This window comes from Pseudomonas sp. BIGb0176, assembly GCF_024810175.1.
Taxonomy (GTDB): Bacteria; Pseudomonadota; Gammaproteobacteria; order Pseudomonadales; family Pseudomonadaceae; genus Aquipseudomonas; species Aquipseudomonas protegens.
The window spans coordinates 281,914-307,211 of sequence record NZ_JANUEC010000003.1 but is presented as its reverse complement, the minus strand read 5'-3'; the positions used below and the strand labels follow the sequence as shown (position 1 = coordinate 307,211).

The 25,298-nt window shown below is 62.1% G+C and carries 22 protein-coding genes; 5 read left to right on the top strand and 17 right to left on the bottom strand.

Features of this window, described 5'->3' with window-relative positions; translation table 11 throughout:
• Positions 1-39: 39 nt before the first annotated feature.
• From M2395_RS19500 to treP, 3 genes are all read right to left on the bottom strand, one after another.
• Positions 40-1,263 (bottom strand): carbohydrate porin, encoded by a 1,224-nt coding sequence (locus M2395_RS19500; protein WP_053159956.1) that lies wholly within the window; start codon positions 1,261-1,263, stop codon positions 40-42.
• A 134-nt stretch (positions 1,264-1,397) separates the two neighbouring features.
• Positions 1,398-3,047 carry an alpha,alpha-phosphotrehalase gene (gene treC / locus M2395_RS19495; RefSeq protein ID WP_053153577.1) on the bottom strand — a complete coding sequence of 550 codons (1,650 nt, stop codon included), beginning with the start codon at positions 3,045-3,047 and terminating at the stop codon, positions 1,398-1,400.
• A 60-nt stretch (positions 3,048-3,107) separates the two neighbouring features.
• A complete protein-coding gene (gene treP / locus M2395_RS19490) occupies positions 3,108-4,550 on the bottom strand; it encodes a PTS system trehalose-specific EIIBC component (RefSeq protein ID WP_053153580.1) in 1,443 nt (480 codons plus the stop codon).
• Between the two features lie 229 nt (positions 4,551-4,779).
• Here treP and treR point away from each other — a divergent pair, with 229 nt between their 5' ends.
• Positions 4,780-5,484 carry a trehalose operon repressor gene (treR, locus tag M2395_RS19485; protein ID WP_011063188.1) on the top strand — a complete coding sequence of 235 codons (705 nt, stop codon included), beginning with the start codon at positions 4,780-4,782 and terminating at the stop codon, positions 5,482-5,484.
• Positions 5,485-5,500: 16 nt separating this feature from the next.
• Here the strand turns inward: treR and M2395_RS19480 are convergent, their stop codons facing one another.
• From M2395_RS19480 to M2395_RS19455, 6 genes are all read right to left on the bottom strand, one after another.
• Positions 5,501-6,022: an AlpA family transcriptional regulator gene (locus M2395_RS19480; protein WP_053153583.1), complete on the bottom strand. Its 522-nt coding sequence runs from the start codon at positions 6,020-6,022 to the stop codon at positions 5,501-5,503.
• A 5-nt stretch (positions 6,023-6,027) separates the two neighbouring features.
• Entirely contained in the window at positions 6,028-6,306 is a 279-nt protein-coding gene (locus M2395_RS19475) for a hypothetical protein (RefSeq protein WP_026019975.1), read from the bottom strand.
• Between the two features lie 323 nt (positions 6,307-6,629).
• Complete coding sequence (guaA, locus tag M2395_RS19470) at positions 6,630-8,207, bottom strand: glutamine-hydrolyzing GMP synthase (RefSeq protein ID WP_011063192.1); 1,578 nt, start codon at positions 8,205-8,207, stop codon at positions 6,630-6,632.
• 104 nt (positions 8,208-8,311) lie between these two features.
• Complete coding sequence (gene guaB / locus M2395_RS19465; RefSeq protein ID WP_015636874.1) at positions 8,312-9,781, bottom strand: IMP dehydrogenase; 1,470 nt, start codon at positions 9,779-9,781, stop codon at positions 8,312-8,314.
• 116 nt (positions 9,782-9,897) lie between these two features.
• Positions 9,898-10,446 carry a hypothetical protein gene (locus tag M2395_RS19460; protein WP_011063194.1) on the bottom strand — a complete coding sequence of 183 codons (549 nt, stop codon included), beginning with the start codon at positions 10,444-10,446 and terminating at the stop codon, positions 9,898-9,900.
• A 132-nt stretch (positions 10,447-10,578) separates the two neighbouring features.
• A complete protein-coding gene (locus M2395_RS19455; protein WP_011063195.1) occupies positions 10,579-11,349 on the bottom strand; it encodes a sulfite exporter TauE/SafE family protein in 771 nt (256 codons plus the stop codon).
• Positions 11,350-11,450: 101 nt separating this feature from the next.
• On the opposite strand from M2395_RS19455, the gene M2395_RS19450 reads away from it, so the two are divergent.
• From M2395_RS19450 to leuA, 4 genes are all read left to right on the top strand, one after another.
• Positions 11,451-12,347, top strand: coding sequence for a LysR family transcriptional regulator (locus M2395_RS19450; protein WP_123431378.1), 897 nt, complete (start codon positions 11,451-11,453; stop codon positions 12,345-12,347).
• A gap of 47 nt (positions 12,348-12,394) precedes the next feature.
• Positions 12,395-13,774 carry an exodeoxyribonuclease VII large subunit gene (gene xseA / locus M2395_RS19445; RefSeq protein WP_011063197.1) on the top strand — a complete coding sequence of 460 codons (1,380 nt, stop codon included), beginning with the start codon at positions 12,395-12,397 and terminating at the stop codon, positions 13,772-13,774.
• Positions 13,775-13,777: 3 nt separating this feature from the next.
• Complete coding sequence (locus M2395_RS19440; RefSeq protein ID WP_011063198.1) at positions 13,778-14,599, top strand: M23 family metallopeptidase; 822 nt, start codon at positions 13,778-13,780, stop codon at positions 14,597-14,599.
• 376 nt (positions 14,600-14,975) lie between these two features.
• A complete protein-coding gene (gene leuA / locus M2395_RS19435; RefSeq protein WP_011063199.1) occupies positions 14,976-16,655 on the top strand; it encodes a 2-isopropylmalate synthase in 1,680 nt (559 codons plus the stop codon).
• A 97-nt stretch (positions 16,656-16,752) separates the two neighbouring features.
• On the opposite strand, the gene M2395_RS19430 is transcribed toward leuA, so the two are convergent.
• From M2395_RS19430 to ispG, 8 genes are all read right to left on the bottom strand, one after another.
• The gene (locus M2395_RS19430) at positions 16,753-17,160 is read right to left on the bottom strand and encodes a hypothetical protein (RefSeq protein ID WP_011063200.1); all 408 of its coding nucleotides are present in this window, start codon (positions 17,158-17,160) and stop codon (positions 16,753-16,755) included.
• A gap of 94 nt (positions 17,161-17,254) precedes the next feature.
• Positions 17,255-18,046, bottom strand: coding sequence for an amidohydrolase (locus M2395_RS19425; RefSeq protein ID WP_011063201.1), 792 nt, complete (start codon positions 18,044-18,046; stop codon positions 17,255-17,257).
• A complete protein-coding gene (locus M2395_RS19420) occupies positions 18,034-19,182 on the bottom strand; it encodes a pyridoxal phosphate-dependent aminotransferase (protein WP_047337705.1) in 1,149 nt (382 codons plus the stop codon). Before M2395_RS19420 ends, M2395_RS19425 begins: the two co-directional genes overlap by 13 nt.
• Before the next feature lie 186 nt (positions 19,183-19,368).
• Positions 19,369-20,841 carry a ribosome biogenesis GTPase Der gene (der, locus tag M2395_RS19415; RefSeq protein WP_011063203.1) on the bottom strand — a complete coding sequence of 491 codons (1,473 nt, stop codon included), beginning with the start codon at positions 20,839-20,841 and terminating at the stop codon, positions 19,369-19,371.
• A gap of 207 nt (positions 20,842-21,048) precedes the next feature.
• Positions 21,049-22,200, bottom strand: a complete 1,152-nt coding sequence (gene bamB / locus M2395_RS19410; RefSeq protein ID WP_011063204.1) for an outer membrane protein assembly factor BamB — start codon at positions 22,198-22,200, stop codon at positions 21,049-21,051.
• Complete coding sequence (locus M2395_RS19405; protein ID WP_011063205.1) at positions 22,193-22,834, bottom strand: tetratricopeptide repeat protein; 642 nt, start codon at positions 22,832-22,834, stop codon at positions 22,193-22,195. The genes bamB and M2395_RS19405 overlap by 8 nt, the downstream gene beginning before the upstream one ends.
• A gap of 40 nt (positions 22,835-22,874) precedes the next feature.
• On the bottom strand, positions 22,875-24,164 hold the full coding sequence (gene hisS, locus M2395_RS19400) for a histidine--tRNA ligase (RefSeq protein ID WP_015636878.1): 1,290 nt from the start codon (positions 24,162-24,164) through the stop codon (positions 22,875-22,877).
• A 23-nt stretch (positions 24,165-24,187) separates the two neighbouring features.
• Positions 24,188-25,297: a flavodoxin-dependent (E)-4-hydroxy-3-methylbut-2-enyl-diphosphate synthase gene (ispG, locus tag M2395_RS19395; protein ID WP_011063207.1), complete on the bottom strand. Its 1,110-nt coding sequence runs from the start codon at positions 25,295-25,297 to the stop codon at positions 24,188-24,190.
• Between the last annotated feature and the right edge of the window lies 1 nt (position 25,298).

The following is a 25,298-nucleotide window of genomic DNA, read 5'->3' as shown; positions in this document are numbered from 1 at the left end:
CTTGAAGTGCCGATGGAGCGCGAGCCCCGACAGCATCGCTTATTTCCACCAGTACTCGACCTGCAAACCGACGTTCGCCCCGTGCCGGGCGGTGCCGAAGACACCACTGTCGGACAGCGCGGAGCCGGCCGCCAGTTCGTTGGCCGCGCGTTTGGCGGCCTCGTTCCAACTGGCATAGGTGTAATACAGGCGCACCTCGGGCCGCGCCCAGAACTCCGGCCCCTTGGGCGACCAGGTGGGCGCGAAGGTGAACTTGCTGAGTTTGCGGGTGCCACCGGGCGCCTCCACCTGATCATGACCAAACTCGGTCACCAGCTTGAACTGTTCGGTGATGGCATAGGCCGGGCGCACACCCAGGGAGATCCAGTTCTGGTCCTGGCCGTCGGGGCGAATGTCCTTCTGATAGACCGCCTCTACCTGGCCGCCGAAGCGCGGGGTGACCTGCCAATCGAAGAACTCCACCAGGCGATAGCTCTTGTTGCCGTCATCCAGGTAGGGATTGCCGGTGTAGCCCAGGCCGGTACCGGGGCCCTCACCGTATTGCAGGGCCAGTTTGTTCTTGCCGCCGAAAAAGTCTTTCTGCACATGCTGGGCGGTGATCGCCCAGCCATTGTGGGCACCACGGCGATCGGGCTTTTCCAGGTAACTCAGGCCCAGCTCCAGCTCGCCGCCGGGGTTGGTCTGGAAACCGGCAACGTTGAAGTCATGACGGCTCACGGCCTGCTTCTGGTAGAGGTTGTCCTTGCGGGAAAAGGCGTAGCTGTATTTCAGATCGCCGATGCGCACGTCCTCGACCCCGCCGCCGGTGGCGCTCTGGTTCCAGTAGTAGAAGTCGGAAATATGGATGTCGTTACGCTTGTAGTAACGGCGCCCGGCCCACAGCGAGCCGCCATTGAGGCTGGGCAGGTTCGACCACTGGGCGTACATCTGCGGCATGCGCGCCGAGCCGTTTTCGCCCTGGAAGGTCAGGTTGCGGTCGTAGCGGTTGTAGAGCGAAGCCATGCCGTCGACGCTGAGCACCGAGCCGTCTTCCAGGGTGTACAGGTCCTGGCGCAGCTCAAGCTCGGCGTACTGCTCGCACTCGTTGCCCAGGCGGTACTTGGAGGGCGCGCCGGGTAGCTGAAAGCAGGATTGCGGGCCGCTGTTGACCGAAGTGCCAAGGCCGCTGCGCAGGTAGCCGGCGAACTCCAGGGCCTGGGCCGGAAAGGGCAATGCCAGGCACAGGCAGGACGCCGCCAGGCCGCGATTTATTGTTGTTTTCATAAGCCACCCCATTATTTTTATTGTGATATTTCGATCCGCAGAAGCCGGCTTGCCGACGAACGAAGCCCTGCGCTGTATCTGCAACAGCGCATTCACGGCAGACGCAAACCGCCCGGCAGCTTCTGCGAGGATTATCAGCAGTCGGTCAGGTGCAGGACGAAGGACTCATAGGGCCGCAGCCGCAAATGCCGGCTGCGGGCGCCATCCCCCGGGTAGTTGCTGATCAGCAGACGCTGCTGCATGCCCGGCTCGACGACCTCCTGCGGCAATTCAACCTCGCACGGCGAACCGTAGAAGTTGTTCACCACCAGCAGTCGCTCGCCCTGCCCTTCCCGCACGTAGGCCCAGACCTGCGGATGCTCGGGCAGCAATTGGCGATAGACGCCGTGCTGGATCAAACCCTGCTCACGGCGCAACGCGATCAATTGGCGATAGTGGTGCAGCACTGATTGCGGGTCGTCGAGCTGTGCCTGGACGTTGATCTGGCCAGCGTTGGCCGCAACCTCGATCCAGGGGGTGCCGCTGCTGAAACCGGCATTGGCCCCGGCATTCCACTGCATTGGCGTACGCCCGTTGTCCCGGGACTTCTGCTGGATCGCCGCCATGATGGCCTGCGGCTCTTCACCGGCCTCGCGCTTGAGGCGGTAGATGTTCAGGGTCTCGACGTCGCGATACTGCTCGATGCGCTGGAAATGCGGATTGGTCATGCCCAGCTCTTCGCCCTGATAGACAAAGGGCGTGCCCTGCAGCAGGTGCAATGCGGTGGCCAGCATCTTCGCCGACACCACACGGTGTTCGCCGTCGTCGCCAAAGCGCGAGACCACCCGGGGCTGGTCGTGGTTACACCAGAACAGCGCATTCCAGCCGCCACCGGCCTGCATGCCGCACTGCCAGTCGGACAGGATGCGCTTGAGTTCAAGGAAGTCGAAATCGGCCCGCAACCACTTCTGCTGATTGGGGTAATCCACCTTCAGGTGATGGAAGTTGAAGGTCATGGACAGCTCCTTCGACTCCGGGTTCGAGTAGCGGATGCAGTGTTCCAGGCGGGTGGACGACATCTCGCCGACATTCACCAGGTCATGGCCGGCGAACACTTCCCGATGCATTTCCTGCAAGTACTCATGAACGTTCGGGCCATCGGTATAGAAGCGCCGGCCATCGCTCTGGTCCTCGGGGAAGTCCGCAGGCTTGGAGATGAGGTTGATCACGTCGAGGCGAAAGCCGCCGACGCCCTTGTCCCGCCAGAAGCGCATCATCTTGAACACTTCGGCGCGCACCCGGGGGTTGTCCCAGTTGAGGTCGGCCTGGGTGTGGTCGAACAGGTGCAGGTAGTACTGCCCGGTCTGTGCCTCGTATTCCCAGGCAGAGCCGCCGAACTTGGACTCCCAGTTGTTGGGCTCATCGCGCCAGATGTAGAAATCCCGGTAGGGGTTGTCCAGGCTGCTGCGAGCCTGCTGGAACCAGGCGTGCTCGATGGAGGTGTGGTTGACCACGATGTCCAGCATCAGCTTGATCCCGCGCTTGCCGGCCTCGGCGATCAGCAACTCGCAGTCGGCCATGCTGCCGTAGCTGGGATCGATGGCGTAGTAGTCGCTGATGTCATAGCCGTTGTCGCGTTGCGGCGAACGCAGGAACGGGGTCAACCACAGGCAATCGACCCCCAGCCAGTGCAGGTAGTCGAGCTTGTCTACCACTCCCAGCAGGTCGCCGGTGGCCTGCCCTTGGTGGCTGTGAAAACTTTTCGGGTAGATCTGGTAGATCACCGAACGCTGCCAGTCTTGCATGGGGGAATCCTTTGGAAAGTGCGAGGGCATTCGCCGGCGAGCCGGCGCCTAGAAGGCCGGTCAGGCCACTCGGTAGCCGGGACGGATGATCTTCAGGCTCAGGCCGCAGGTCAGGACGAAAGGCACCACCAGGGCGACGACCATGCCGATCACGAACATCGGGATGTATTGCGGAATGATCGAGATGAACCCCGGCAGCCCACCGACGCCGATAGCCGAGGCCTGGACCTTGTTCAGCGAGAGGAAGATGCTGCCCAGGGCCGAACCGATCAGCGCGGCATAGAACGGAAACTTGTAGCGCAGGTTGACGCCGAACATCGCCGGCTCGGTGATGCCGAAATAGGCCGAGATCGCCGAGGTCGAAGCCATGCTGCGGTCCCGGGCATTGCGGCTCATGGTGAACACCGCCAGGGCCGCGCTGCCCTGGGCCAGGTTGGACATGACGATCATGGGCCAGATAAAGGTGCCGCCCTGGGTGGAGATCAGTTGCAGATCGACCGCCAGGAACATGTGGTGCATGCCGGTGATCACCAGCGGCGCATAGAGCAGGCCAAAGATCGCCCCACCCACCACCGGCGCCAGGTCGAACAGGGTGACCACGCCTTCGGTGATCAGGATCCCCAGATGGCGGGTCACCGGGCCGATGATCGCCAGGGCCAGCACCCCGGTGACCACGATGGTGGTGATGGGCACCACCAGCAGGGTAATGGCGTTGGGCACCCGGGCCCGCAGCCATTTTTCGATCACGCTCATCACATAGGCTGCCAGCAGGATCGGCAGGATCTGCCCCTGGTAGCCGACCTTCTCGATCTGGAACAGGCCGAGGATGTCGAAGTACGGCAGGCTCTGGCCATCCAGCCCGGCCACGGCCTTGCCGTAGTTCCAGGCGTTGAGCAGGTCCGGGTGCACCAGCATCAGGCCCAGGACGATGCCGAGGATCTCGCTGCCGCCGAAGCGCTTGGCCGCCGACCAGCCCACCAGGGCCGGCAGGAACACGAAGGAAGTGTTGGCCATCAGGTTGATCAGGCTCCACAGCCCGTCCAGGTCCGGATAGGCCTCGAGCAGGGTCTGGCCCTCGATGAACATGCCCTTGGCACCCAGCAGGTTGTTCACCCCCATCAGCAGGCCGGCGATGATCAGGGCCGGCAGAATAGGCATGAACACATCGGAGAACACCCGCACCAGGCGCTGCATGGCGTGGGTCTTCTGCGCGCCCTTGTCCTTCACATCGGCAATGGTCGAGGCCGCAAGGCCAGTCTGCTCACGCAGCGCCGCATAGACCTTTTCCACTTCGCCGGGGCCGATCACAACCTGGAACAGGCCGCCGGTGAAGAACGATCCCTTGACCAGGTCGATCTGGTTGAGCGTGGCGCTGTCGACCCGGCTCGGGTCCTTCAGGGCCAGGCGCAGGCGGGTCACGCAATGGGCAGCCTGCTCGAGGTTGTCGGCGCCACCGAGGCTGTGCAGCAACTCGCTGGCGATCGTTGAATAGTCGTGGCTCATGCTCGTTCTTCCACCTGAGTTTTTTGTTATTGGCAGCACGCCGAGGAGGAAACTACTCGTCTGTACGAGTTAAATCAACAACTCGTACAGACGAGTTTGGATTTTTCTTCTGGCCAACGCTCGAAATGTGCTTTTCCGAGCCGACTCCGGCCTGCCAGGTACATGGACAAATACCCCGCGCAGCCCTTAAGGTGCCTGCCTTGAGCACAGCGCGGCGCAGAGCCATCCCATGAGCAAATACAACCAGATCTACAGCGATCTGCTTGCCAGCATCACCACCGAACGTCTGGAGCGTGGCGCCCGCCTGCCTTCGGAAAGCGAACTGATGGACAGCTACCAGGCCAGCCGCGGCACCGTGCGCAAGGCCATCGAACTGCTGCAGGAGCGCGGCTTCGCGCAGAAGATCCACGGCAAGGGCACCTTCGTGCTCTCGCCCAATCCCATCGAGTTCCAACTGGGCGGCATCGTCAGCTTCCAGGAAACCTATCCAGGCCTGGGGGATGACGTCAGCACCGAGGTGGTGGAGTTCAGCCAGTTTCCTCTCGAAGGCCCGCTGCGGGCCCATCTGCAAGCCGAAGAAGGCAGCCTGATCACCCGGATCAAGCGGGTCAGGCGCATTGACGGCAAACGGGTGATTCTCGACATCAACCACTTTGTCGCCGATCTGATTCCAGGGCTGGACCGGCAGATCGCCGAGCAGTCGATCTATGCCTACATCGAACAAACCCTGCAATTGAGCATCAGCTACGCCCAACGCACCATCGAGGCCAGCCCGCGGAGCAAGGACGACCAGCAGTTGCTCGACCTGGACGGCCAGAGCCACGTGATCGTGGTGAGCAACCAGACCTTTCTCCAGGACGGGCGCCAGTTCGAGTACACCGAATCACGGCACACCCTGGACAAGTTCTACTTCTCCGACGTGGCGCGGCGCTAAGCCCCACCCTGCCCCATCAGCCCAGCAAGGCCACCAGTTCACCGCTGAGGGGGCCGATGCGCTTCGACTCCTTGGCGGTGTTCACCTGCTGTGCCACCCGCGCCACCTCGATCACCGGGTGCTTGAGGGCGTAGCCGCCCTTGCTGTCCAGCCAGCTCAGGACCTCCGCCAAGTGCCACAGCGAAGCGCTGCCTTCATGGATCGCCAGGGGAAAGCTGTCGGCATGGCCGAGCATCAGCTTGCGCATGTTCTGCCGGGACACGCCGACGATCTCGGCGATCTCGCTGAGGCCGACAAAATCCGGGCTGGCCTCCACCAGCCGCGCTTCGGGAATGATCCGCTTGATATCCCCCAGGGCACTGAGCAGCGCCGCTTCGGCACTCTCGGCCTCGCGACTGAACTCCAGGGCCAGGCGCCCGGCCAGGCCGGTGCCCACCAGAACGTCGGTGCAACCCGCCGCACCGAGGCGCTCCACCAGTTGCAGCGGATCACAGCCCTCCAGCGGCAGCAGGTAGTTGAGGGTGAACAGGTATTCCATGGTGCTTACTCCTTGCGGGCTGCCGGCGACTTGGCTCCACGCAGCTGGTTCAGGGTGCAGTTATCGATCACCCGGCATAACGCCCGGGCGTGCTGGGTCGGATTCTTCGGCGTGCGCCATACGCTGGTGATGCAAAACTCGCCACAGCGACACACTTCGTTGTTGTACGGACAGTAGATCCGCCCCCAGGCATGACCACCGCCGACCTCGATGCGCCAGCCCTGCCATTCGGCGTAGCGCAGGGCCATTTCAATGTCCTTCTTGGGATGAGTTGCACGAGCCATCCATAGCCTCCAGTATCGCCAGTCACACAAGGTTGTCAACCGACAACCTTGTACCCTCCGATCAAACCCCGCCGCGAACAAGCCGCAGCAAAAACAGGCGGGGGGAGATCCAAGGGTAGAGAGAAGCCCAGGACAAGGGGCCGAGCATGTCTTACGTGATATTGCCGGAAGCCGAAAAAGCGCCGCTTCCAAAGGTCCTGCAACACAAATGCCGATGTGTACCGCAGGCAATCCCCTAGAAACGACAATGGCGATCGACACCCGAAGGTCCCGATCGCCATTGGCTAACGCGAATGGATCAAGCGCCGATCACTCGGCCCCGATCATTCCCACTCAATCGTGGCCGGCGGCTTGCTCGACACGTCGTAGGTGACGCGGGAGATGCCTTCGATCTCGTTGATGATCCGGCCGCTGACGGTTTCCAGCAGTTCGTAAGGCAGGTGCGCCCAACGTGCGGTCATGAAGTCGATGGTTTCCACGGCACGCAGGGCCACGACCCAGGCGTAACGACGGCCATCGCCCACCACGCCCACGGATTTCACCGGCTGGAACACCACGAACGCCTGGCTGACCTTGTGGTACCAGTCGGCCTTGCGCAGTTCTTCGATGAAGATGTGGTCGGCGCGACGCAGCAGGTCGGCGTATTCCTTCTTCACCTCACCGAGGATGCGCACACCCAGGCCCGGGCCCGGGAACGGGTGACGGTAGACCATGTCGTACGGCAGGCCCAGTTCCAGGCCCAGACGACGGACTTCGTCCTTGAACAGCTCGCGCAGTGGCTCGACCAGCTTGAGGTTCATTTCCTCCGGCAGGCCGCCCACGTTGTGGTGCGACTTGATCACGTGGGCCTTGCCGCTTTTCGCGCCAGCCGACTCGATCACGTCCGGGTAGATGGTGCCCTGGGCCAGGTACTTGATGTTTTCCAGCTTGCAGGATTCGGCATCGAACACGTCGATGAAGGTACGGCCGATGATCTTGCGCTTCTTCTCCGGGTCGGCTTCGCCGGCCAGGTTATTGAGGAACTGCTCCTCGGCGTTGGCGCGGATCACCTTGACGCCCATGTTCTCGGCGAACATGGCCATTACTTGCTCGCCTTCGTGCAGGCGCAGCAGGCCGTTGTCGACGAAGACGCAGGTCAGCTGGTCGCCGATGGCCTTGTGCAGCAGGGCCGCGACCACCGAGGAGTCGACGCCGCCGGACAGGCCCAGCAGGACGTTGTCGGTGCCAACCTGGGCACGGATCTGGGCAATGGCGTCCTCGGCGATCTTCGACGGGGTCCACAGCGCTTCACAGCCGCAGATATCGAGGATGAAGCGCGACAGGATGCGACCGCCCTGCTTGGTGTGGGTCACTTCCGGGTGGAACTGCACGCCGTAGTAGCGCAGGTCGTCGTTGAACATGCCGGCAATCGGGCAGCTCGGGGTGCTGGCCAGGATGTGGAAGTCTTCCGGCATCTTGGTGACCTTGTCACCGTGGCTCATCCAAACGTCTAGGCCGAACAGGCCGTCGGCGTCGACGTGGTCTTCGATGCCGTCCAGCAGGCGGCTCTTGCCGACTACATCAACCCGGGCATAGCCGAACTCACGCAGCTCGGAACCTTCGACCTTGCCGCCCAACTGCTCGGCCATGGTCTGCATGCCGTAGCAGATGCCGAAGACCGGGACGCCCAGGTCAAACACCGCCTGCGGGCAGCGAGGGCTGTTGGCTTCGTGCACGGATTCGGGGCCGCCGGCGAGGATGACGCCTTTGGGAGCGAATTCGCGGATCGCTTCGTCGTCCATGTCGAACGGATGCAGTTCGCAGTAGACCCCGATCTCGCGCACACGGCGGGCGATCAGTTGGGTGTACTGGGAACCGAAGTCGAGGATCAGGATACGGTGAGCGTGAATGTCGAGGGCCATGGTCAGTCTCGTCTAATTTCAGAAACGACACGGGGCTGAAAAACACAGCCCCGGTTACTAAATTCGTCAATCGCCTCCGGGCCTTGGCCTGGAGGCGATCACTATCAACCTACGCGATAGTTTGGCGCTTCCTTGGTGATCTGCACGTCGTGGACGTGGGATTCAGCCATGCCGGCACCGGTGATGCGGACAAACTCCGGCTTGGTGCGCATTTCTTCGATGTTGGCGCTACCGGTGTAGCCCATGGAAGAACGCAGGCCGCCCATCAGCTGATGGATGATCGCGGTCAGGGTGCCCTTGTACGGCACGCGACCTTCGATACCTTCCGGCACCAGCTTCTCGGCACCCGCGGAGGAGTCCTGGAAGTAGCGGTCGGAAGAGCCCTGGGCCTGGGACATGGCGCCCAGGGAACCCATGCCACGGTAAGCCTTGTAGGAGCGGCCCTGGAACAGCTCGATCTCGCCTGGAGCCTCTTCGGTACCGGCGAACATCGAACCCATCATCACGCAGGAAGCACCGGCGACGATGGCCTTGGACAAGTCACCGGAGAACCGGATACCGCCGTCGGCGATCAGCGGCACGCCAGTGCCTACCAGCGCCGCTGCAACATTGGCGATGGCGCTGATTTGCGGCACGCCAACACCGGCAACGATACGGGTGGTGCAGATCGAGCCTGGGCCGATACCGACCTTGACTGCGTCGGCGCCAGCTTCGGCCAGGGCCTTGGCGGCAGCGCCAGTGGCGATGTTGCCGCCGATCACCTGCACTTGCGGGAAGTTCTCCTTGACCCAGCGAACGCGGTCGATCACGCCTTTGGAGTGACCGTGGGCGGTGTCCACCACCACCACGTCGACACCGGCATTGACCAGCGCAGCAACGCGATCGCCAGTGTCCTTGCCAGTACCGACCGCAGCGCCGACGCGCAGGCGACCCTGGTCGTCCTTGCTGGCCAGCGGGTAAGCCTTGGCTTTCTCGATATCGTTGACGGTCATCATGCCCTTGAGAGCGAAGGCGTCGTCGACGATCAGTACACGCTCGATGCGGTGCTTGTGCAGCAGCTCGCGGACGGCGGTCTTGTCGGCGCCTTCCTTGACCGTGACCAGGCGTTCTTTAGGCGTCATCACTTCACGGACGCTGACTTCCAGACGGCTTTCGAAACGCACGTCGCGGGAAGTCACGATGCCCACCAGGTCGCCGTTGTGCAGTACCGGCACACCGGAGATGTTATGCATGCTGGTCAGTTCGAGCAGGTCACGCACGGTGGCGTCGGCCTCGATGGTGATCGGGTCCTTGACCACACCGGCTTCGAAACGCTTGACCTTGCGCACTTCGGCAGCCTGCTGCTCGATGGTCATGTTCTTGTGGATGATGCCGATGCCGCCTTCCTGAGCCATGGCGATTGCCAGACGGGCTTCAGTGACGGTGTCCATGGCGGCGGAAACCAGTGGAATATTCAGCTCGATGCCACGGGTCAAACGGGTCTTAAGACTGACTTCATTAGGCAGTACTTCGGAATAACCGGGCACTAGGAGAATGTCGTCGAAGGTGAGGGCTTCTTGGCTGATACGCAGCATCGCGGGGGCTCCCGGGCGGGAAAATGGAAGCGCGCCATTATACTCAGACAGCTACCCGGGCTCAATGTAAAACTCTGGCTAATATCGCTGGAGTGATAGATGGAGATATCCGCGCGCTACAACTCGACCTTGACCCAACTTATCGGCTGATCCAGCCAGTCGGCGAACTCGTCGATAAAGCTCTGTTTAAAACCCGCTTCGGCCCAGTTGTTGAAGATGAAGCCCAAGTTGGAAAAACCGCATTCCTGAAGAAACAGAAAGCCGTTGATGTCATCTTCATGGCCACATTCGGGGCAGGTGAAGTTGTCGGTACGCCCTGGCATCCAGTCTTCCAGGCTTTCGAACAGCGCCTCACCGATTTCCTGCCGGCACTCGGCACAGCCCGCTTCCTCGAGAAAGCCCTTGGCCGGGGTATAGATGCAGCGCTTGGTGATGATTTCCAGGCCATTGATCGGCTCGCCGAAGGGCAGCGCCTCTGGCCGCAGCACCACCTCCCGTGCCCCGGCGGCAATGGCGTGCCCCATGCGATTGCCCGTGCGCCCGCAGGTGCTGAGGCTTTCCTCGACGATGTTCTTGCGCACCAGCCAGCGCACGATCGCCCGGGCCCGGGGCTCGTGCACCGGCAGGGTGGAAATTTTCGGGACGAGGATGCTTTGGGAGTTCATGGATAAGCCTGGAACATGCGGGGACGGTACTCACGCTTTCGCCGGCAAGCCGGCTCCTGTCATCAATTGTAGGAGCCGGCCTGCCGGCGAACGAATTCAAAGGCCCGCAGCTTAATCCCTGGCCCCAGCAGGTCAAGTACTCAGGTAACGGCCGATCAAGGCAACGCCACTGGCCAGCACCAGCCAGGTCACCAGGCGTACAAAAGCCTCCCGGGACAGTTTCATCGTCAGCCGGCGGCCAATCCACAACCCCAAGGCCATCGCCGGCAACAGGCATAGCGCCAATAGCAGCAGCGGCAACTCGGCATAGACCCCGGCCAGGGCGAACAGGCTCAGGCGCACCACGGTGCTGCAACTGATCAGCGCGCTCTGGGTCGCCCGCGCCGGGTCCTTGGGCAGGCGGCTGTTCAGGTAGATGGCATATAGAAAGCCGCCGCTGCCGAAGAGGGCGCCAAACAGCCCACCGACAATCCCCATCGGCACCGCCCAGCCGGCCGCCAGTTGGGTCGGACGCGCCTTCACCCACAGGCTGTAGATGGCATAAGCACTGATGAACAGCCCCATCAATAGCAGCAACAGATCGGATTTGAGGTTGAGCAGGAAGATCACCCCCAAGGTGCAACCTACTGCCATGCAGGGCAACAGGCGCAGCAACTCCGGCCTGGCCACATCCTTGCGCGAGGGCAGAAGGTTGCCAAAGGCCGCGACAAAATCCAGGAGCACCAGCAGCGGCACGATCTTCGACAGCGGCATGAACAGGATCAGCACCGGCCCTGCCACCAGCGCCGTACCGAACCCGGCAATGCCGAACACTATGTACGCCAGCGCGATGCCCAGGCCGATCACCAACCAACTGCCCGGGCCGAAAGACCACTGGTTCAAACCCTCGATTACCACGCTCATCGCTGCGACTTCCCAGTTGAATACGCAGTGACTTTAGCCAGCAGTGAGCCTTGCGACTAATATCGTCGAAGTCGCCAACTCATCGCAAAAAGGCATGCCTCGTGATTTCGACCCGCCAACTGCGCTATTTCGTGGAAATCGCCGAATGCGGCAGCTTCAGCGCCGCCGCCGAGCGCCTGTTCGTCGCCCAGTCAGCCCTCAGCCGGCAGATCAAGGAGCTGGAAAACCAATTGCAGACCCCACTGTTCGAGCGCACCGCGCGCCTGCCGCGGCTGACGGCGGCCGGTGAAGCGTTCTTCCCCAAGGCACGCAACCTGCTGAGTGAATTGCACAAGGCCAGCGAACTGGCCACTCAGGTAGGCATGGGGCAATTGGGCACCTTGCGCCTGAGCCACTCCAGCACCGTGCCCATGAGCGGCCGGCTACTCCAGGGCATCGGCAGCTACTTGCAGCATTGCCCTGGAGCCTCGATGGACATCGCCAAGCTGTCTTCCGAGGCGCAACTGGAAGAGTTGGCGCAGGGGCACCTGGATATCGGCCTGTTGCGCCTGCCGGTGTTACGTCAACGGGCAGGTGTACAGATCACGTCCCTGTTCGCCGAACCCTTGCTGCTGGCGGTGCCACCTCAGCACCCACTGGCGCTGGACCCTCCGGCCGGGGGCGTCGACCTGGCCCAGCTTCGCGAGGAAGCCTTCATCTCCATCCCCCACCCCCAGCGGGGCGGCTTGAGTTACCTCTCGGCCGAGCTGTGCATGCGCCAGGGCTTTTTTCCCAGGGCGGCGCGGGTGATGTCGCGCAAGACCACCCAATTGCAACTGATCCAGGCCGGCTTCGGCATCGCCCTGCTGCCCGAGTCGATGCAGGACATCGCCCCGGCCAGCATCCGCTTCCTACCGCTGGCGGATGCCGATTGCCAGAGCACCGTGGCCCTCGCCTATCGACAGGAGCCGACGCCCCTGGTGGCGCAATTCGTCGAACATTTTCGCAATCACTTGTAGTTGATTTGCGTTGTTCCATTCAGAGACAGGCCTTTAAACTGCGCCCCATGATTAAAGATCCCTTCGCACGACTCGGCCTGGACCGCGAGGTCCTCACCGTCACCCAGCTCAACGGCCGCGCCCGGGTGCTGCTCGAGGACGTGTTCAGCAATATCTGGGTGGAGGGCGAGATCTCCAACCTCGCCCGCCCGGCTTCCGGCCATGTGTACTTCACCCTCAAGGACAGCGGCGCCCAGGTGCGCTGCGCACTGTTCCGGCAGAACGCCGCGCGGGTCCGCCAGGCGCTGAAGGACGGCCTGGCGGTCAAGGTGCGGGGCAAGGTCTCGCTGTTCGAAGGGCGCGGTGACTACCAGCTGATTCTCGACACCGTGGAACCGGCCGGTGATGGCGCCCTGCGCCTGGCTTTCGATGCCCTGAAAGACAAGCTGAGCGCCGAAGGGCTGTTCAGCGCCGAACGCAAAGTGCCACTACCGGCCCATCCGCAACGCATCGGCATCATCAGTTCGCCCACCGGCGCGGTGATCCGCGACATCATCAGTGTGTTCCGGCGCCGCGCACCGCAGGTCGTGCTGACCCTGATCCCTACCGCCGTGCAGGGCCGCGAGGCTACGGCGCAGATCGTCCGGGCCCTGCAGCTGGCCGACGCCCGGGGCTTCGACGCGCTGATCCTGGCCCGTGGCGGCGGCTCCCTGGAGGACCTCTGGTGCTTCAACGAAGAAGCCGTGGCCCGTGCGGTGGATGCCTGCGTGACACCGATCGTCAGCGCCGTCGGCCATGAAACCGACGTCTCCATCAGTGATTTCGTGGCCGACGTTCGCGCGCCCACGCCTTCCGCAGCAGCCGAACTGCTGGCCCCCGATTCCAGTGACCTGCAACGCCGGGTCGACAACCTGCATCGACGCCTGGTGATGCGCATGCGCGACCGGCTGGTGCGCGACCGGCTGCGCCTGGACGGCCTGGCCCGACGCCTGCGCCATCCCGGCGAACGCCTGCGCCAGCAGGCACAGCGCCTGGACGACCTGGACATGCGCCTGCGCCGCGCCTTCGAGCGCAGCCTCAATACCCGTCGCGAACGCTTGATCCGCCTGGAAACCCGCCTCGGAGCCCAGCATCCAGGGCGGCAACTGGCACTGCTGCGCCAGCGCCTGGACAGCTTGGCCGAACGCCTGCCCCGGGCCATGCGCGAAGGCCTCAAGGGCCGCCGCCTGCAATTGCACAGCCAGATGCAGACCCTGCATGTGGTCAGCCCCCTGGCCACCCTGGGGCGCGGTTACAGCATCCTGCTGGACGATCGCGGGCAGGCCATTCGCAGTGCCGGCCAGACCCGCCCAGGCCAGCGCCTCAGTGCCCGCCTGGGCGAAGGCGAGCTGCAAGTACGCGTCGAAGACAACCACCTGACGCCCGTCACTCTTTCTCTACTGGATTGATCCATGCCGCGTTTTCTCTGCTCCCTGCTGTTGCTGTGCCTGGCCTTCAATGCTCACGCCGACAGCTACATCACCCGCCTGCTGAACAAACCCGTGCCCGGTGGCGTAGCGGTGGTCGACCTGGGCAGCGCCGCCCAGGCGCCCAAGGCCAGCTACCAGGGCAAGCCGGTGCTGGTGGTGAAGGAGCAGAACAACTGGCTGGCGATTGTCGGCATCCCGCTGACGGTCAAGCCCGGCACTCAACAAGTAAGCACCGGCGGGCGCAGTCTGAACTTCGTGGTCGGCAACAAGAAATACCCGGAGCAGCACATCACCCTGAAGAACCAGCGCCAGGTCAATCCGAACCCGGCGGACCTCAAGCGCATCGACGGCGAGTTGGCGGAACAGATCCGCGCCTACCGCAGCTTCAGCCCCAACACCCCAAGCAACCTGCTGTTGGACAAGCCGGTGAATGGCCCCCTGTCGAGCAAGTTCGGCGTACGCCGTTTCTTCAACGGTGAAGAGCGCAACCCTCACGCGGGCCTGGACTTCGCGGTGCCAGCAGGCACACCGATCAAGACCCCGGCGGCGGGCAAAGTGATCCTGATCGGCAACTACTTCTTCAACGGCAACACCGTGTTCGTCGACCACGGCCAGGGCTTCATCAGCATGTTCTGCCACATGTCGAAAATCGACGTGAAGATCGGCCAGTCCCTGGCCCGTGGCGCCGTGGTGGGCAAGGTGGGGGCGACCGGCCGCGCCACCGGGCCGCATATGCACTGGAACGTCAGCCTGAATGATGCGCGGGTCGATCCGGCCATCTTTATCGGGGCCTTCCAGCCCTGATCGCGCAGCGCCGCTTGCCTGCATCAGGCATTGATTCAGCGGCGAGCCGACGCCCACAGGGATTGCGCAGCCCTACTCGACTGCGCAATCGTTAGTATTCTTTCAAAGAATACCCAGCATAAAATCTCGATATAGCTTTGTTTTCGAGTATTCCTCTCAATTTTTTTCGACTGCTTGCCATCTCTCACCCCAGTGGTTAGGGTTGAGCACATGAAAACCTCTCACACCCTCATTCAGCGTCGTCAACACCGGAGCCTCTGCCTCGTCAGCGCACGACTGCCAGGCTGAATCGCGGTGCCTCACCCCCTTGCGTCAACCTCACTCTTGACTCACCGGCAGGCCGCCTCTTTTCGGCCCGGACAATAAGGATTTCTCCATGACCATGCTCAAAGACCCATCCTCCAAGTACCGCGCGTTCCCGACCATCAACTTGCCGGACCGTACCTGGCCGTCGAAAACCATCACCAGCGCGCCGATCTGGTGCAGTTCGGACCTGCGTGATGGCAACCAGTCGTTGATCGAACCGATGGATGCCGTCAAGAAGCTGCGCTTCTGGAAGACCCTGGTAGCTGTGGGTGTGAAGGAAATCGAAGCTTCTTTCCCGGCCGCTTCGCAAACCGACTTCGACTTCGTGCGCACCCTGATCGAAGGCGGCCACATTCCGGACGACACCACCATCCAGGTATTGACCCAGGCCCGCGAAGACTTGATCGCCCGCACCTTCGAGTCCTTGCGTGGAGCGAAAAAGGCCATCGTCCACCTGTACAACGCCACCAGCCCTTCGTTCCGCCGCATTGTCTTCAACCAGGACAAGGCCGGTGTGAAAGAGATCGCGGTGAATGCGGCCAAGCTGTTCGTCAAATACGCCGCCCAGCAACCGGAAACCCAGTGGCAGTTCGAGTACTCGCCAGAGACCTTCAGCGCCACCGAGCTGGAGTTCGCCAAGGAAGTCTGCGACGCCGTGGTGGAAGTCTGGAACGCCACGCCAAGCAACAAGGTGATCCTCAACCTGCCGGCCACCGTTGAAGTCGCCACACCGAACATCTACGCCGACCAGATCGAGTGGTTCTGCCGCAACATCAACCGTCGTGACAGCGTGCTCATCAGCCTGCACACCCACAACGACCGCGGTACGGGCGTGGCCGCCACCGAGCTGGGCCTGATGGCCGGCGCCGACCGTGTCGAAGGCTGCCTGTTCGGCAACGGCGAGCGTACCGGTAACGTCGACCTGGTCACCGTGGCCTTGAACCTCTACACCCAGGGTGTAAACCCTGAACTGGATTTCTCCGACATCGACGGCGTGCGCAAAGTCGTGGAAGAGTGCAACCAGATTGCCGTGCACCCGCGTCACCCTTATGTCGGCGACCTGGTCCACACTGCGTTCTCCGGCTCGCACCAGGACGCGATCCGCAAGGGCTTCGCCCAGCAGAAAGCCGATGGCTTGTGGGAGGTGCCGTACTTGCCGATCGACCCGGCCGATATCGGTCGCAGCTACGAGGCGGTGATCCGCGTCAACAGCCAGTCGGGCAAGGGTGGTATCGCCTACCTGCTCGAGCAGGAATACGGCATCAGCTTGCCACGCCGCATGCAGATCGAGTTCAGCCAGGTGGTGCAGCGGGAAACCGACCGCCTGGGCCTGGAAATGACCGCCCAGCAGATCCACGCGCTGTTGCACAGCGAGTACTTGCAGGCCAACACTCCCTACGCGCTGGTCAGCCATCGCTTGCAGGAAGAGAACGGCCACAGCGCCGTGGAAGTGGAAGTCTCGAGCAAGGGCCAGGGCGAGACCAACCTCAGCTGGCGCGGCAAGGGCAACGGTGCCCTGGAAGCGCTGGTAGCCGGGCTGCCGGTTCCGGTGGAGATCATGGACTACAACGAGCACGCCATCGGCGCCGGCACCAACGCCAAGGCGGCGGCCTACATCGAACTGCGGGTCAACGGTGAGCGCGCCGTGCACGGCGTCGGTATCGACGAAAACATCACCACCGCCAGCTTCAAGGCGCTGTTCAGTGCGCTGAACCGCTCCTTGAGCGAGCAGCAGGCCAAGGCAGCCTAAAGGCTGCCAAAAGCGAAAGGCCCCGAGGAGCTCGACTCCCCGGGGCCTTTTTTATGCCGGAACAGATAACACCAGCTAAATGTCAGCAACGACTGTTTCAGGCATGCACATCAACGCTGAACATGGCTTGCAGCAAAGCCGCCTGCAGCACCTGCAAGGTGCTGTTGGTCACGGCGATCTGCGCCTGGACTTCCATCACCTGCTGGGCTTTCTGTTCGTCGCTGGCCTGGCCCTTCTGCACATTGGCCAATTGGGCCTGCTGTTCGGTCAGGGTTTTCTGGGTCTGCTCGATCTGTTTCTGCAGCGCCTTGACCGGATCACCACCGGCCTTTACCGCATCGATATTGGCATCGCCAGAGTTGACCCGCAGCTCCTTATCCTGACCGTCCTTGCTGTCATCCACCGGCGCCAGCGGGCTGGCGCTGTTGCCTTCGGCTTCAGTCGAAGCAGTTTTGGGTGCCGACAGGGGGTAAGGATTGACGATGGTGGCAGTGATGGTAGTCATGGTTGATTCCTCCTGAACTGATCCTGCTATCGGCCTTCACCCTCGAAGCTTGATATTCACAACCTGTAAAAAAGTGTGCAGTGCCGAAGCGATCCTAAGTGAACATGAAGGTATCGGCGTCGAGGTTCGCCGGAAAACGCGCACGGTAAGCCGCCAGTTCACCCGCGTTCAGGCACACCTGGAAGACGCCATCGGCCTCTCCGGCGCTGAGCAGGGTTTCGCCCTGATAGTCCAGAACCTGGCTGTCTCCGGTATAGGCAAAGCCCTTGCCGTCGGTGCCCACCCGGTTCACCGCCGCAACGTAGCAGAGGTTTTCAATGGCCCGGGCTGGCAGCAGGCGATTCCAGTGCAGGCGGCGGGCACCCGGCCAATTGGCGGTGTAGAGCAGCAGGTCGGTGTCCTGGGCGTCCCGGCTCCACACCGGGAACCGCAGGTCGTAGCAGATCAGCGGGCGAATACGCCAACCCTTGAGCTCGAACTGTACCTGCCGTTCCCCCGGCGTGTAGTGATTGTGCTCGCCGGCCATGCGAAACAGGTGGCGCTTGTCGTAGTGCCAGACCTCACCGTCAGGGCGCGCCCACAGCAAGCGATTGCGATGGCTGCCATCCGCTGCCTGGATTATCACGCTGCCGGTGATCACCGCATTCAGCTTTTTCGCCTGGCCACGTAGCCATTTGCTGGTAGGGCCATTCTCCGCTTCCGCGAGAGTCGCGGATTCCATGGAGAATCCGGTGGTAAACATTTCCGGCAGGATGATCAGATCTGCACCACGGGCCTGCTCCAGCAACTGCTCGAAATGCTCGAAGTTGGCCTGGCGGTCGTGCCAGGCCAGGGTGGTCTGGATCAGGGCCAGATTCAGATCGGGTAATGCACTCAGATCACGCATAGTTTCTCCGCTGCTTGGCGCAACGTCTCCTCGCGCTTGGCAAAACACAGACGCACCAGGCGCTGCCCCTGGGGCGGCTGCTGATAGAACACCGACACCGGAATGGCCGCCACGCCGTGTTCGCGGGTCATCCATATCGCCATGTCGACATCATTCAAGTCTGGACGAATCTGCGAATAGTCCACCAATTGAAAATAGGTACCCGACACCCGGTTGAAGCTGAAACGCGAGGCGCTCAGCAGATCGCAGAACAGATCACGCTTGGCCTGGTAAAAGGCCGGCAACTCTTCGACATGTTCCGGGTGGTCGGCCATGAAGTCCGCCAGAGCGTACTGCAAAGGCGTGACCCCGCAGAAGCTGACATATTGATGCACCTTGCGCAGCTCGGCGCTCAGGGCCGGTGGTGCAACCACATAACCGGTCTTCCAGCCGGTCACGTGGTAGGTCTTGCCGAACGAGCTGACCACGAAGGCCCGCTGATACAGCTCCTCATGGGCCAGCACACTGACATGGGGTACGCCATCGAACACCAGGTGTTCGTAGACCTCGTCACTGACCAGATAAATATCGCGATCACGGATCAGGGCGGCCAACTGGTCCAGCTCGGCGCGGCTGATCAAGGCACCACTGGGGTTGTGCGGCGAATTGAGGATGATCATCCGCGTGCGCGGACTCAGGGCTTCACCGAGTTTCTGCCAATCGAGGGCAAAGCCCTGCCCGGCCAACGGCACATGCACACAACGCCCACCGGCCAGCTCCACCGACGGCTCATAGCTGTCGTAACTGGGGTCGAACACAATGACTTCGTCACCGCGCTGGATCACCGCCTGGATGGCACAGAAGATTGCCTGGGTCGCACCGGGGGTGATGGTCACCTCAGCGTCCGCATCGACCTGGACGCCATAGCTGCGGGCGATTTTCGCGGCGACCTGCTGGCGCAGTGCCGGTAGGCCGGTCATGGGTGCGTACTGGTTATGGCCATTGGCGGCATGCCAGCCAAGCGCATCACGCAGGGCTTGCGGGCCATCGAAATCAGGAAAGCCCTGGGACAGGTTGAGCGCTCCGGTTTCCACCGCGAGCTGGGACATTTGCGTGAAGATGGTGGTGCCGACATTCGGCAACTTACTGATGATCATGAGGATTCCCTGCTGAGCAGTCCGCACTACGGCGGCGCGGAGGTCCCCGAGAATAGCCCAAACGCCAGGCATGAAAAAGGGCGCCCGGGGCGCCCTCTTATCCACACAGATCCCGTAGGAACTGGCTTGCCAGCGAAGCTCTGAAGCAGGTCCGGAGCTTCACCGGCAAGCCGGCCCCTAAGCCGGTCAGCGCTTGTCGCGGCGCTTCTTATCGGCCTTCTTGTGGTGCGACATCAAGCGACGCTTCTTGTTGACCTGGCGGTCGGTCAGCGTGTTCTTGTTGCCTTCGTACGGGTTCTCGCCGCCCTTGAACTCGATGCGGATCGGCGTACCTACCAGCTTCAAGACTCGGCGGTAGGTGTTTTCCAGATAGCGCACATAAGACTTGGGCACCTTCTCCACCTGGTTGCCGTGGATCACGATCAGCGGCGGGTTGGCACCACCCAAGTGGGCGTAGCGCAGTTTGATCCGGCGATTGTTGACCATGGGCGGCGCGTGCTCGCCAACGGCATCTTCGAGGATCTGCGTCAGGCGGCTGGTGGGCCAGCGGGTTACCGCCGACTTGAAGGAGTTCTGCACCGACTGGTAGAGGTTGCCCACACCGGTACCGTGCAGCGCCGAGATGAAGTGGATATCGGCGAAGTCGACGAAGAACAGCCGGCGTTGCAGCTCGGTCTTCACATAGTCGCGCTCGCTCGGCTGCATGCCGTCCCACTTGTTCAGGGCGATCACCAGGGCCCGACCGGCTTCCAGGGCAAAGCCCAGCAGGTTCAGGTCGTGGTCCACCACACCTTCGCGGGCGTCCATGACGAAGATCACCACGTTGGCGTCCTTGATCGCCTGCAGCGTCTTGACCACCGAGAACTTTTCGACTTCCTCGTGGATCTTGCCGCGCTTGCGCACACCGGCGGTGTCGATCAGGGTGTACTTCTCGTCGTTGCGCTCGAACGGGATGTAGATACTGTCGCGGGTGGTGCCGGGCTGGTCATAGACGATCACCCGGTCTTCACCGAGCATGCGGTTGACCAGGGTCGACTTGCCGACGTTGGGACGACCGATGATGGCGATCTTGATCCCGTCCTTCTCGCTCGGGCCCGGAATGCGCTTGGCTTCCTCACCCTCGGCAACGATCTCTTCCTCGCCTTCTTCCGGCTCGTCAGCGTCATCCTTGGGGAATTCGCTCAGGGCGATTTCCAGCATCTGGGTGATACCGCGGCCATGAGCACCGGCGATCGGGATGGCATCGCCCATGCCCAGCGGCGCGAACTCGGCGCGGGCCATGTCCGGGTCGATGTTGTCGACCTTGTTGGCGATCACGTAGGAAGTCTTGTTACGTTTGCGCAGGTGCTCGCCGATCATCTGGTCGGCCGCGGTAAACCCGGCCTTGGCGTCCACCAGGAACAACACCACATCAGCTTCTTCGATGGCCAGCAGCGACTGCTCGGCCATCTTTTCATCCATTCCATGCTCGTCACCGGAGATACCGCCGGTGTCGATCAGAATATAGGTACGCCCTTGCCACTTGGCCTCACCGTATTGGCGATCACGGGTCAGACCGGACAGGTCGCCGACAATGGCGTCGCGAGTCCGAGTCAGGCGGTTGAACAAGGTGGACTTGCCGACGTTAGGTCGGCCCACCAGGGCGATTACGGGAACCATGCGGCTCTCCACTGCGTTAATTCAGAAAATACAAAAGCCGCTGCGAGGCAGCGGCTGGTGCTCGGGGCAGCACTGTAGGAGCGAGCGTGCTCGCGATTAACTCCATGGCGCCGCGCTCGTCCAGCAAGCTGGCGTCACCTGGCATCCATCGCGAGCACGCTCGCTCCTGCAGTTCGCTTGGGGATCACCCCAAGCATAGTCAAACCATTACTTGATGGTCAGGGCTTCCAGTTTGCCGCTGTTGCCATACACATAAATCATGTCGCCCACCACCAGCGGACGAGCACGCAGGCCGTCGCTATCGATGCGCGTACGACCGACGAAGCGACCGTCAACCTGGCTCAGCAGGTGCAGGTAACCTTCCAGGTCGCCCACGGCTACGTAGCTGGAGAAGACTTCCGGTGCCGACAGTTGGCGGCGAGCCAGGGAGTCGTTGCTCCACAGCGCGGTAGTCGAACGCTCGTCCACGCCTTCCACGGTACCCGAGGACAGGCTGACATAAACGCTGCCGAACCCTTGGGCCACACCGGCGTAGCTGGAAGCATCACGCTGCCACAGCGGACGGCCGCTCTCCAGGTCCAGGGCAACCACACGCCCCTGGTAGCTGGCAACGTACAGGGTGCCACCGGACAGCAGCAGGCCACCGTCGATGTCCACGACCCGATCCAGTTCGGAACGGCCTTGTGGAATGGCTACACGCTGCTCCCACACCGGCACGCCGTTGCGAATATCCAGCGCGACCACCTTGCCGGTGGATAGACCGGCCAGGGCCAGACGGTTGGTCGCCAACGGCGCACTGGTGCCCCGCAGGGTCAACACCGCTGGAGTGCTGTCGTAGAGCCAGATCTGGTGACCGGTGCTGGCTTCAAGGCCAATCACGCGGTCGTCCTGAGTCTGCACCACCACCACGTCACCGTTGGTAGCTGGCGGAGCCAGCACTTCACTGGTCACACGGGCACGCCATTTCTCTTCACCGCTGGAGGCATCCAGGGCAACCACTTCGCCTTTCAGAGTGCCGATCATGACCAACCCATAACCCACGCCCACGGCGCCGGAAACAGGCAGTTCGAGATCTTTCTTCCATTTGACGTCGCCGTTCATGCGATCCATGGAAACCACCACGCCGGTCACGTCAGCGGCATAGATGGTGTCACCATCGATGGCTGGCACCAGCATGTTATAGGTTTCGCCCTGACCGTCACCGATCGAACGGCTCCACTGCTTCTGCAGGACCACTTCTTCTTTGAAGTCGACCAGTTCCGCCGGTGGCAGTTCTTTCTTGCTGTTGCTGCTGCAACCCGCGGCCAACAAGGCCAGAGCCAGCAATGCTGCATGTTTCCAACGGATCACGTCATGCATCCCCTTTGGCCAGGTCGTCCAGCTTGATTTGTAGGCCACCGACTGCCGCTTCATCCGAGAGCGCCGCCTTGGCTTTTTGGTATGCCGCATGGGCTTCGTCCACACGGCCCAGCTGGACCAGCAGATCGCCCTTGAGTTCTTCACGAGTCGCCAGGAATGCCTTGTCGGCATCGCCGTCGAGCAGCTTCAGAGCCTCGTCGGCCTTGTTCTGCGCCGCCAGTACCTGTGCCAGGCGCTGACGCGCCACTTCACCCAGGGTCGGGTTGGCGGGCTTGTCGGCCACGGCCTTGAGCTGTGCCGCTGCATCGTCCAGCTTGCCGGTGTCTACTGCCACCTTGGCCACGAACAGGTTGCCGTACTGCGCGTAGGCAGTACCGCCGAACTCGCTGTTGAGCTTGCCCGCCAGGTCCGTAACACGAGCCGCATCCGGCTTGCCATCCGGCGTCAGGGTAGTTTCCAGCAGTTGCTGATAGAGCACCGAAGCGCCTTGCGACTGATTGTTCTGATACTTGTGCCAGGCTTGCCAGCCGAACACGATAACCAGGGCCAGCAGGCCGCCAGTCACCAGGGGTTTGCCGTTACGCTGCCACCAGTCTTTCAATTCCGCCAGCTGTTCATCTTCGGTACTCGACACCCCAATACTCCTTATTCGCTAAATCGGCTGTTTGACAGCTTCAACCCTGCACGACGCAGGTGGCCAGGTGCGCAGCGAGTGCATCCCAGGCAATGCTTTGTTGTTCGCCCTGGCCACGCAGGGGTTTGAAACCTACCACTTGCTGGGCCAGTTCGTCGTCACCGAGGATCAGCGCATACAGCGCGCCGCTCTTGTCGGCCTTCTTGAATTGGCTCTTGAAGCTGCCGGCACCGGCATTGATCTGCAGACGCAGGTTCGGCAATTGATCGCGAACACGCTCGCTCAGCGCCAGCGCAGCCAGTTCGGCGGCCTCACCGAAGGCGCAGAGGTAAACGTCGACCTGGCGCGAGATTTCTTCCGGGACCTGCTCCAGGGTTTCCAGCAGCAGCACCAGACGCTCGATCCCCATGGCAAAGCCAACGCCCGAGGTAGGCTTGCCGCCCATCTGCTCCACCAGGCCATCGTAACGGCCACCGGCACAGACAGTGCCCTGGGCACCGAGCTTGTCGGTGACCCATTCGAAAACGGTCTTGCTGTAGTAATCCAGCCCACGCACCAGCTTGGGGTTGATCACATAGGGGATACCCGCAGCATCCAGGCGAGCCTTGAGGCCTTCGAAGTGCACGCGGGACTCTTCGTCCAGGTAGTCGGCCAGCTTGGGCGCCTCCACCAGCACGGCTTGAGTGTCCGGGTTCTTGGTATCCAGCACCCGCAGCGGGTTGGTCTTCAGGCGGCGCTGGCTGTCTTCGTCCAGCTTGTCCATGCGCGCCGACAGGAACTCCACCAGCGCGTCGCGATAGCGCGCGCGCGCTTCGGCGGTACCCAGGCTGTTGAGTTCGAGCTTGACCGCATCACGGATGCCCAGCTCGCCCCACAGGCGCCAGGTCAGCACGATCAGTTCAGCATCGATGTCCGGCCCGTCGAGGTTGAATACCTCGCAACCGATCTGGTGGAACTGGCGATAACGGCCTTTCTGCGGGCGCTCGTGACGGAACATCGGGCCGATGTACCACAGCTTCTGCACCTGGCCACCGCCGGTAATGCCGTGCTCCAGCACTGCACGGACACAGGCAGCGGTGCCTTCCGGACGCAGGGTGAGGGAGTCGCCGTTGCGATCCTCGAAGGTGTACATCTCTTTTTCGACGATGTCGGTCACTTCACCGATGGAGCGCTTGAACAGCTCGGTGAACTCGACGATCGGCATGCGGATCTGCTTGTAACCGTAGTTATCCAGCAGGCGCGCCACAGTACCCTCGAAATAACGCCACAGGGGCGTCTGCTCGGGCAGGATGTCATTCATGCCACGAATGGCTTGCAGAGACTTGCTCACAAAAAATCCTTAAATACGTTCGGTTAGCCGCGAGCGATCAGCGCTGCGTCGGCCTCGACCTTTTCGGCCGCCTTCTGCCGGATCAGCTTTTCAAGCTCGTCCACCAGATTGTCATTGGTCAGTTTCTGTGCCGGCTTGCCATCGATGTAGATCAGGTTCGGTGTACCACCGGTCAGGCCGATGTGCGCCTCTTTGGCTTCACCCGGGCCGTTGACCACGCAACCGATCACTGCAACATCCAACGGCACCAACAGGTCTTCAAGCCGCCCTTCCAGTTCGTTCATGGTTTTCACCACATCGAAGTTCTGCCGCGAGCAGCTCGGGCAGGCGATGAAGTTGATGCCACGGGAACGCAGGTGCAGGGACTTGAGAATGTCGTAGCCGACCTTCACTTCCTCGACCGGGTCGGCCGCCAGCGAAATGCGAATGGTATCGCCAATTCCTTCGGCCAGCAGCATACCGAGGCCGACGGCGGATTTCACTGTGCCTGAACGCAAACCACCGGCTTCGGTGATCCCCAGGTGCAGGGGCTGGATGATTTCCTTGGCCAGCAGGCGATAGGCCTCGACGGCCATGAACACGTCCGAGGCTTTCACGCTGACCTTGAAGTCCTTGAAATTCAGGCGTTCCAGGTGCTCTACGTGACGCAGCGCCGACTCCACCAATGCAGCCGGGGTCGGTTCGCCGTATTTTTTCTGCAGGTCTTTTTCCAGGGAACCGGCGTTGACCCCGATACGGATCGGGATCCCGCGATCACGGGCAGCATCCACCACCGCGCGTACCCGGTCTTCACGACCGATATTGCCCGGGTTGATCCGCAGGCAATCGACGCCCAGTTCGGCCACGCGCAGCGCGATCTTGTAGTCGAAGTGGATGTCGGCCACCAGCGGTACCTTGACCTGCTGCTTGATCCGGCCGAACGCCTCGGCGGCGTCCATGTCCGGCACCGAAACCCGCACGATATCGACACCGGCGGCTTCCAGGCGGTTGATCTGGGCGACGGTTGCGGCCACGTCGTTGGTGTCGCTGTTGGTCATGCTCTGCACCGCAATCGGGGCATCGCCTCCGACCGGTACCGAGCCGACCCAGATCTTGCGGGATTCGCGACGCTTGATTGGAGATTCGCCGTGCATG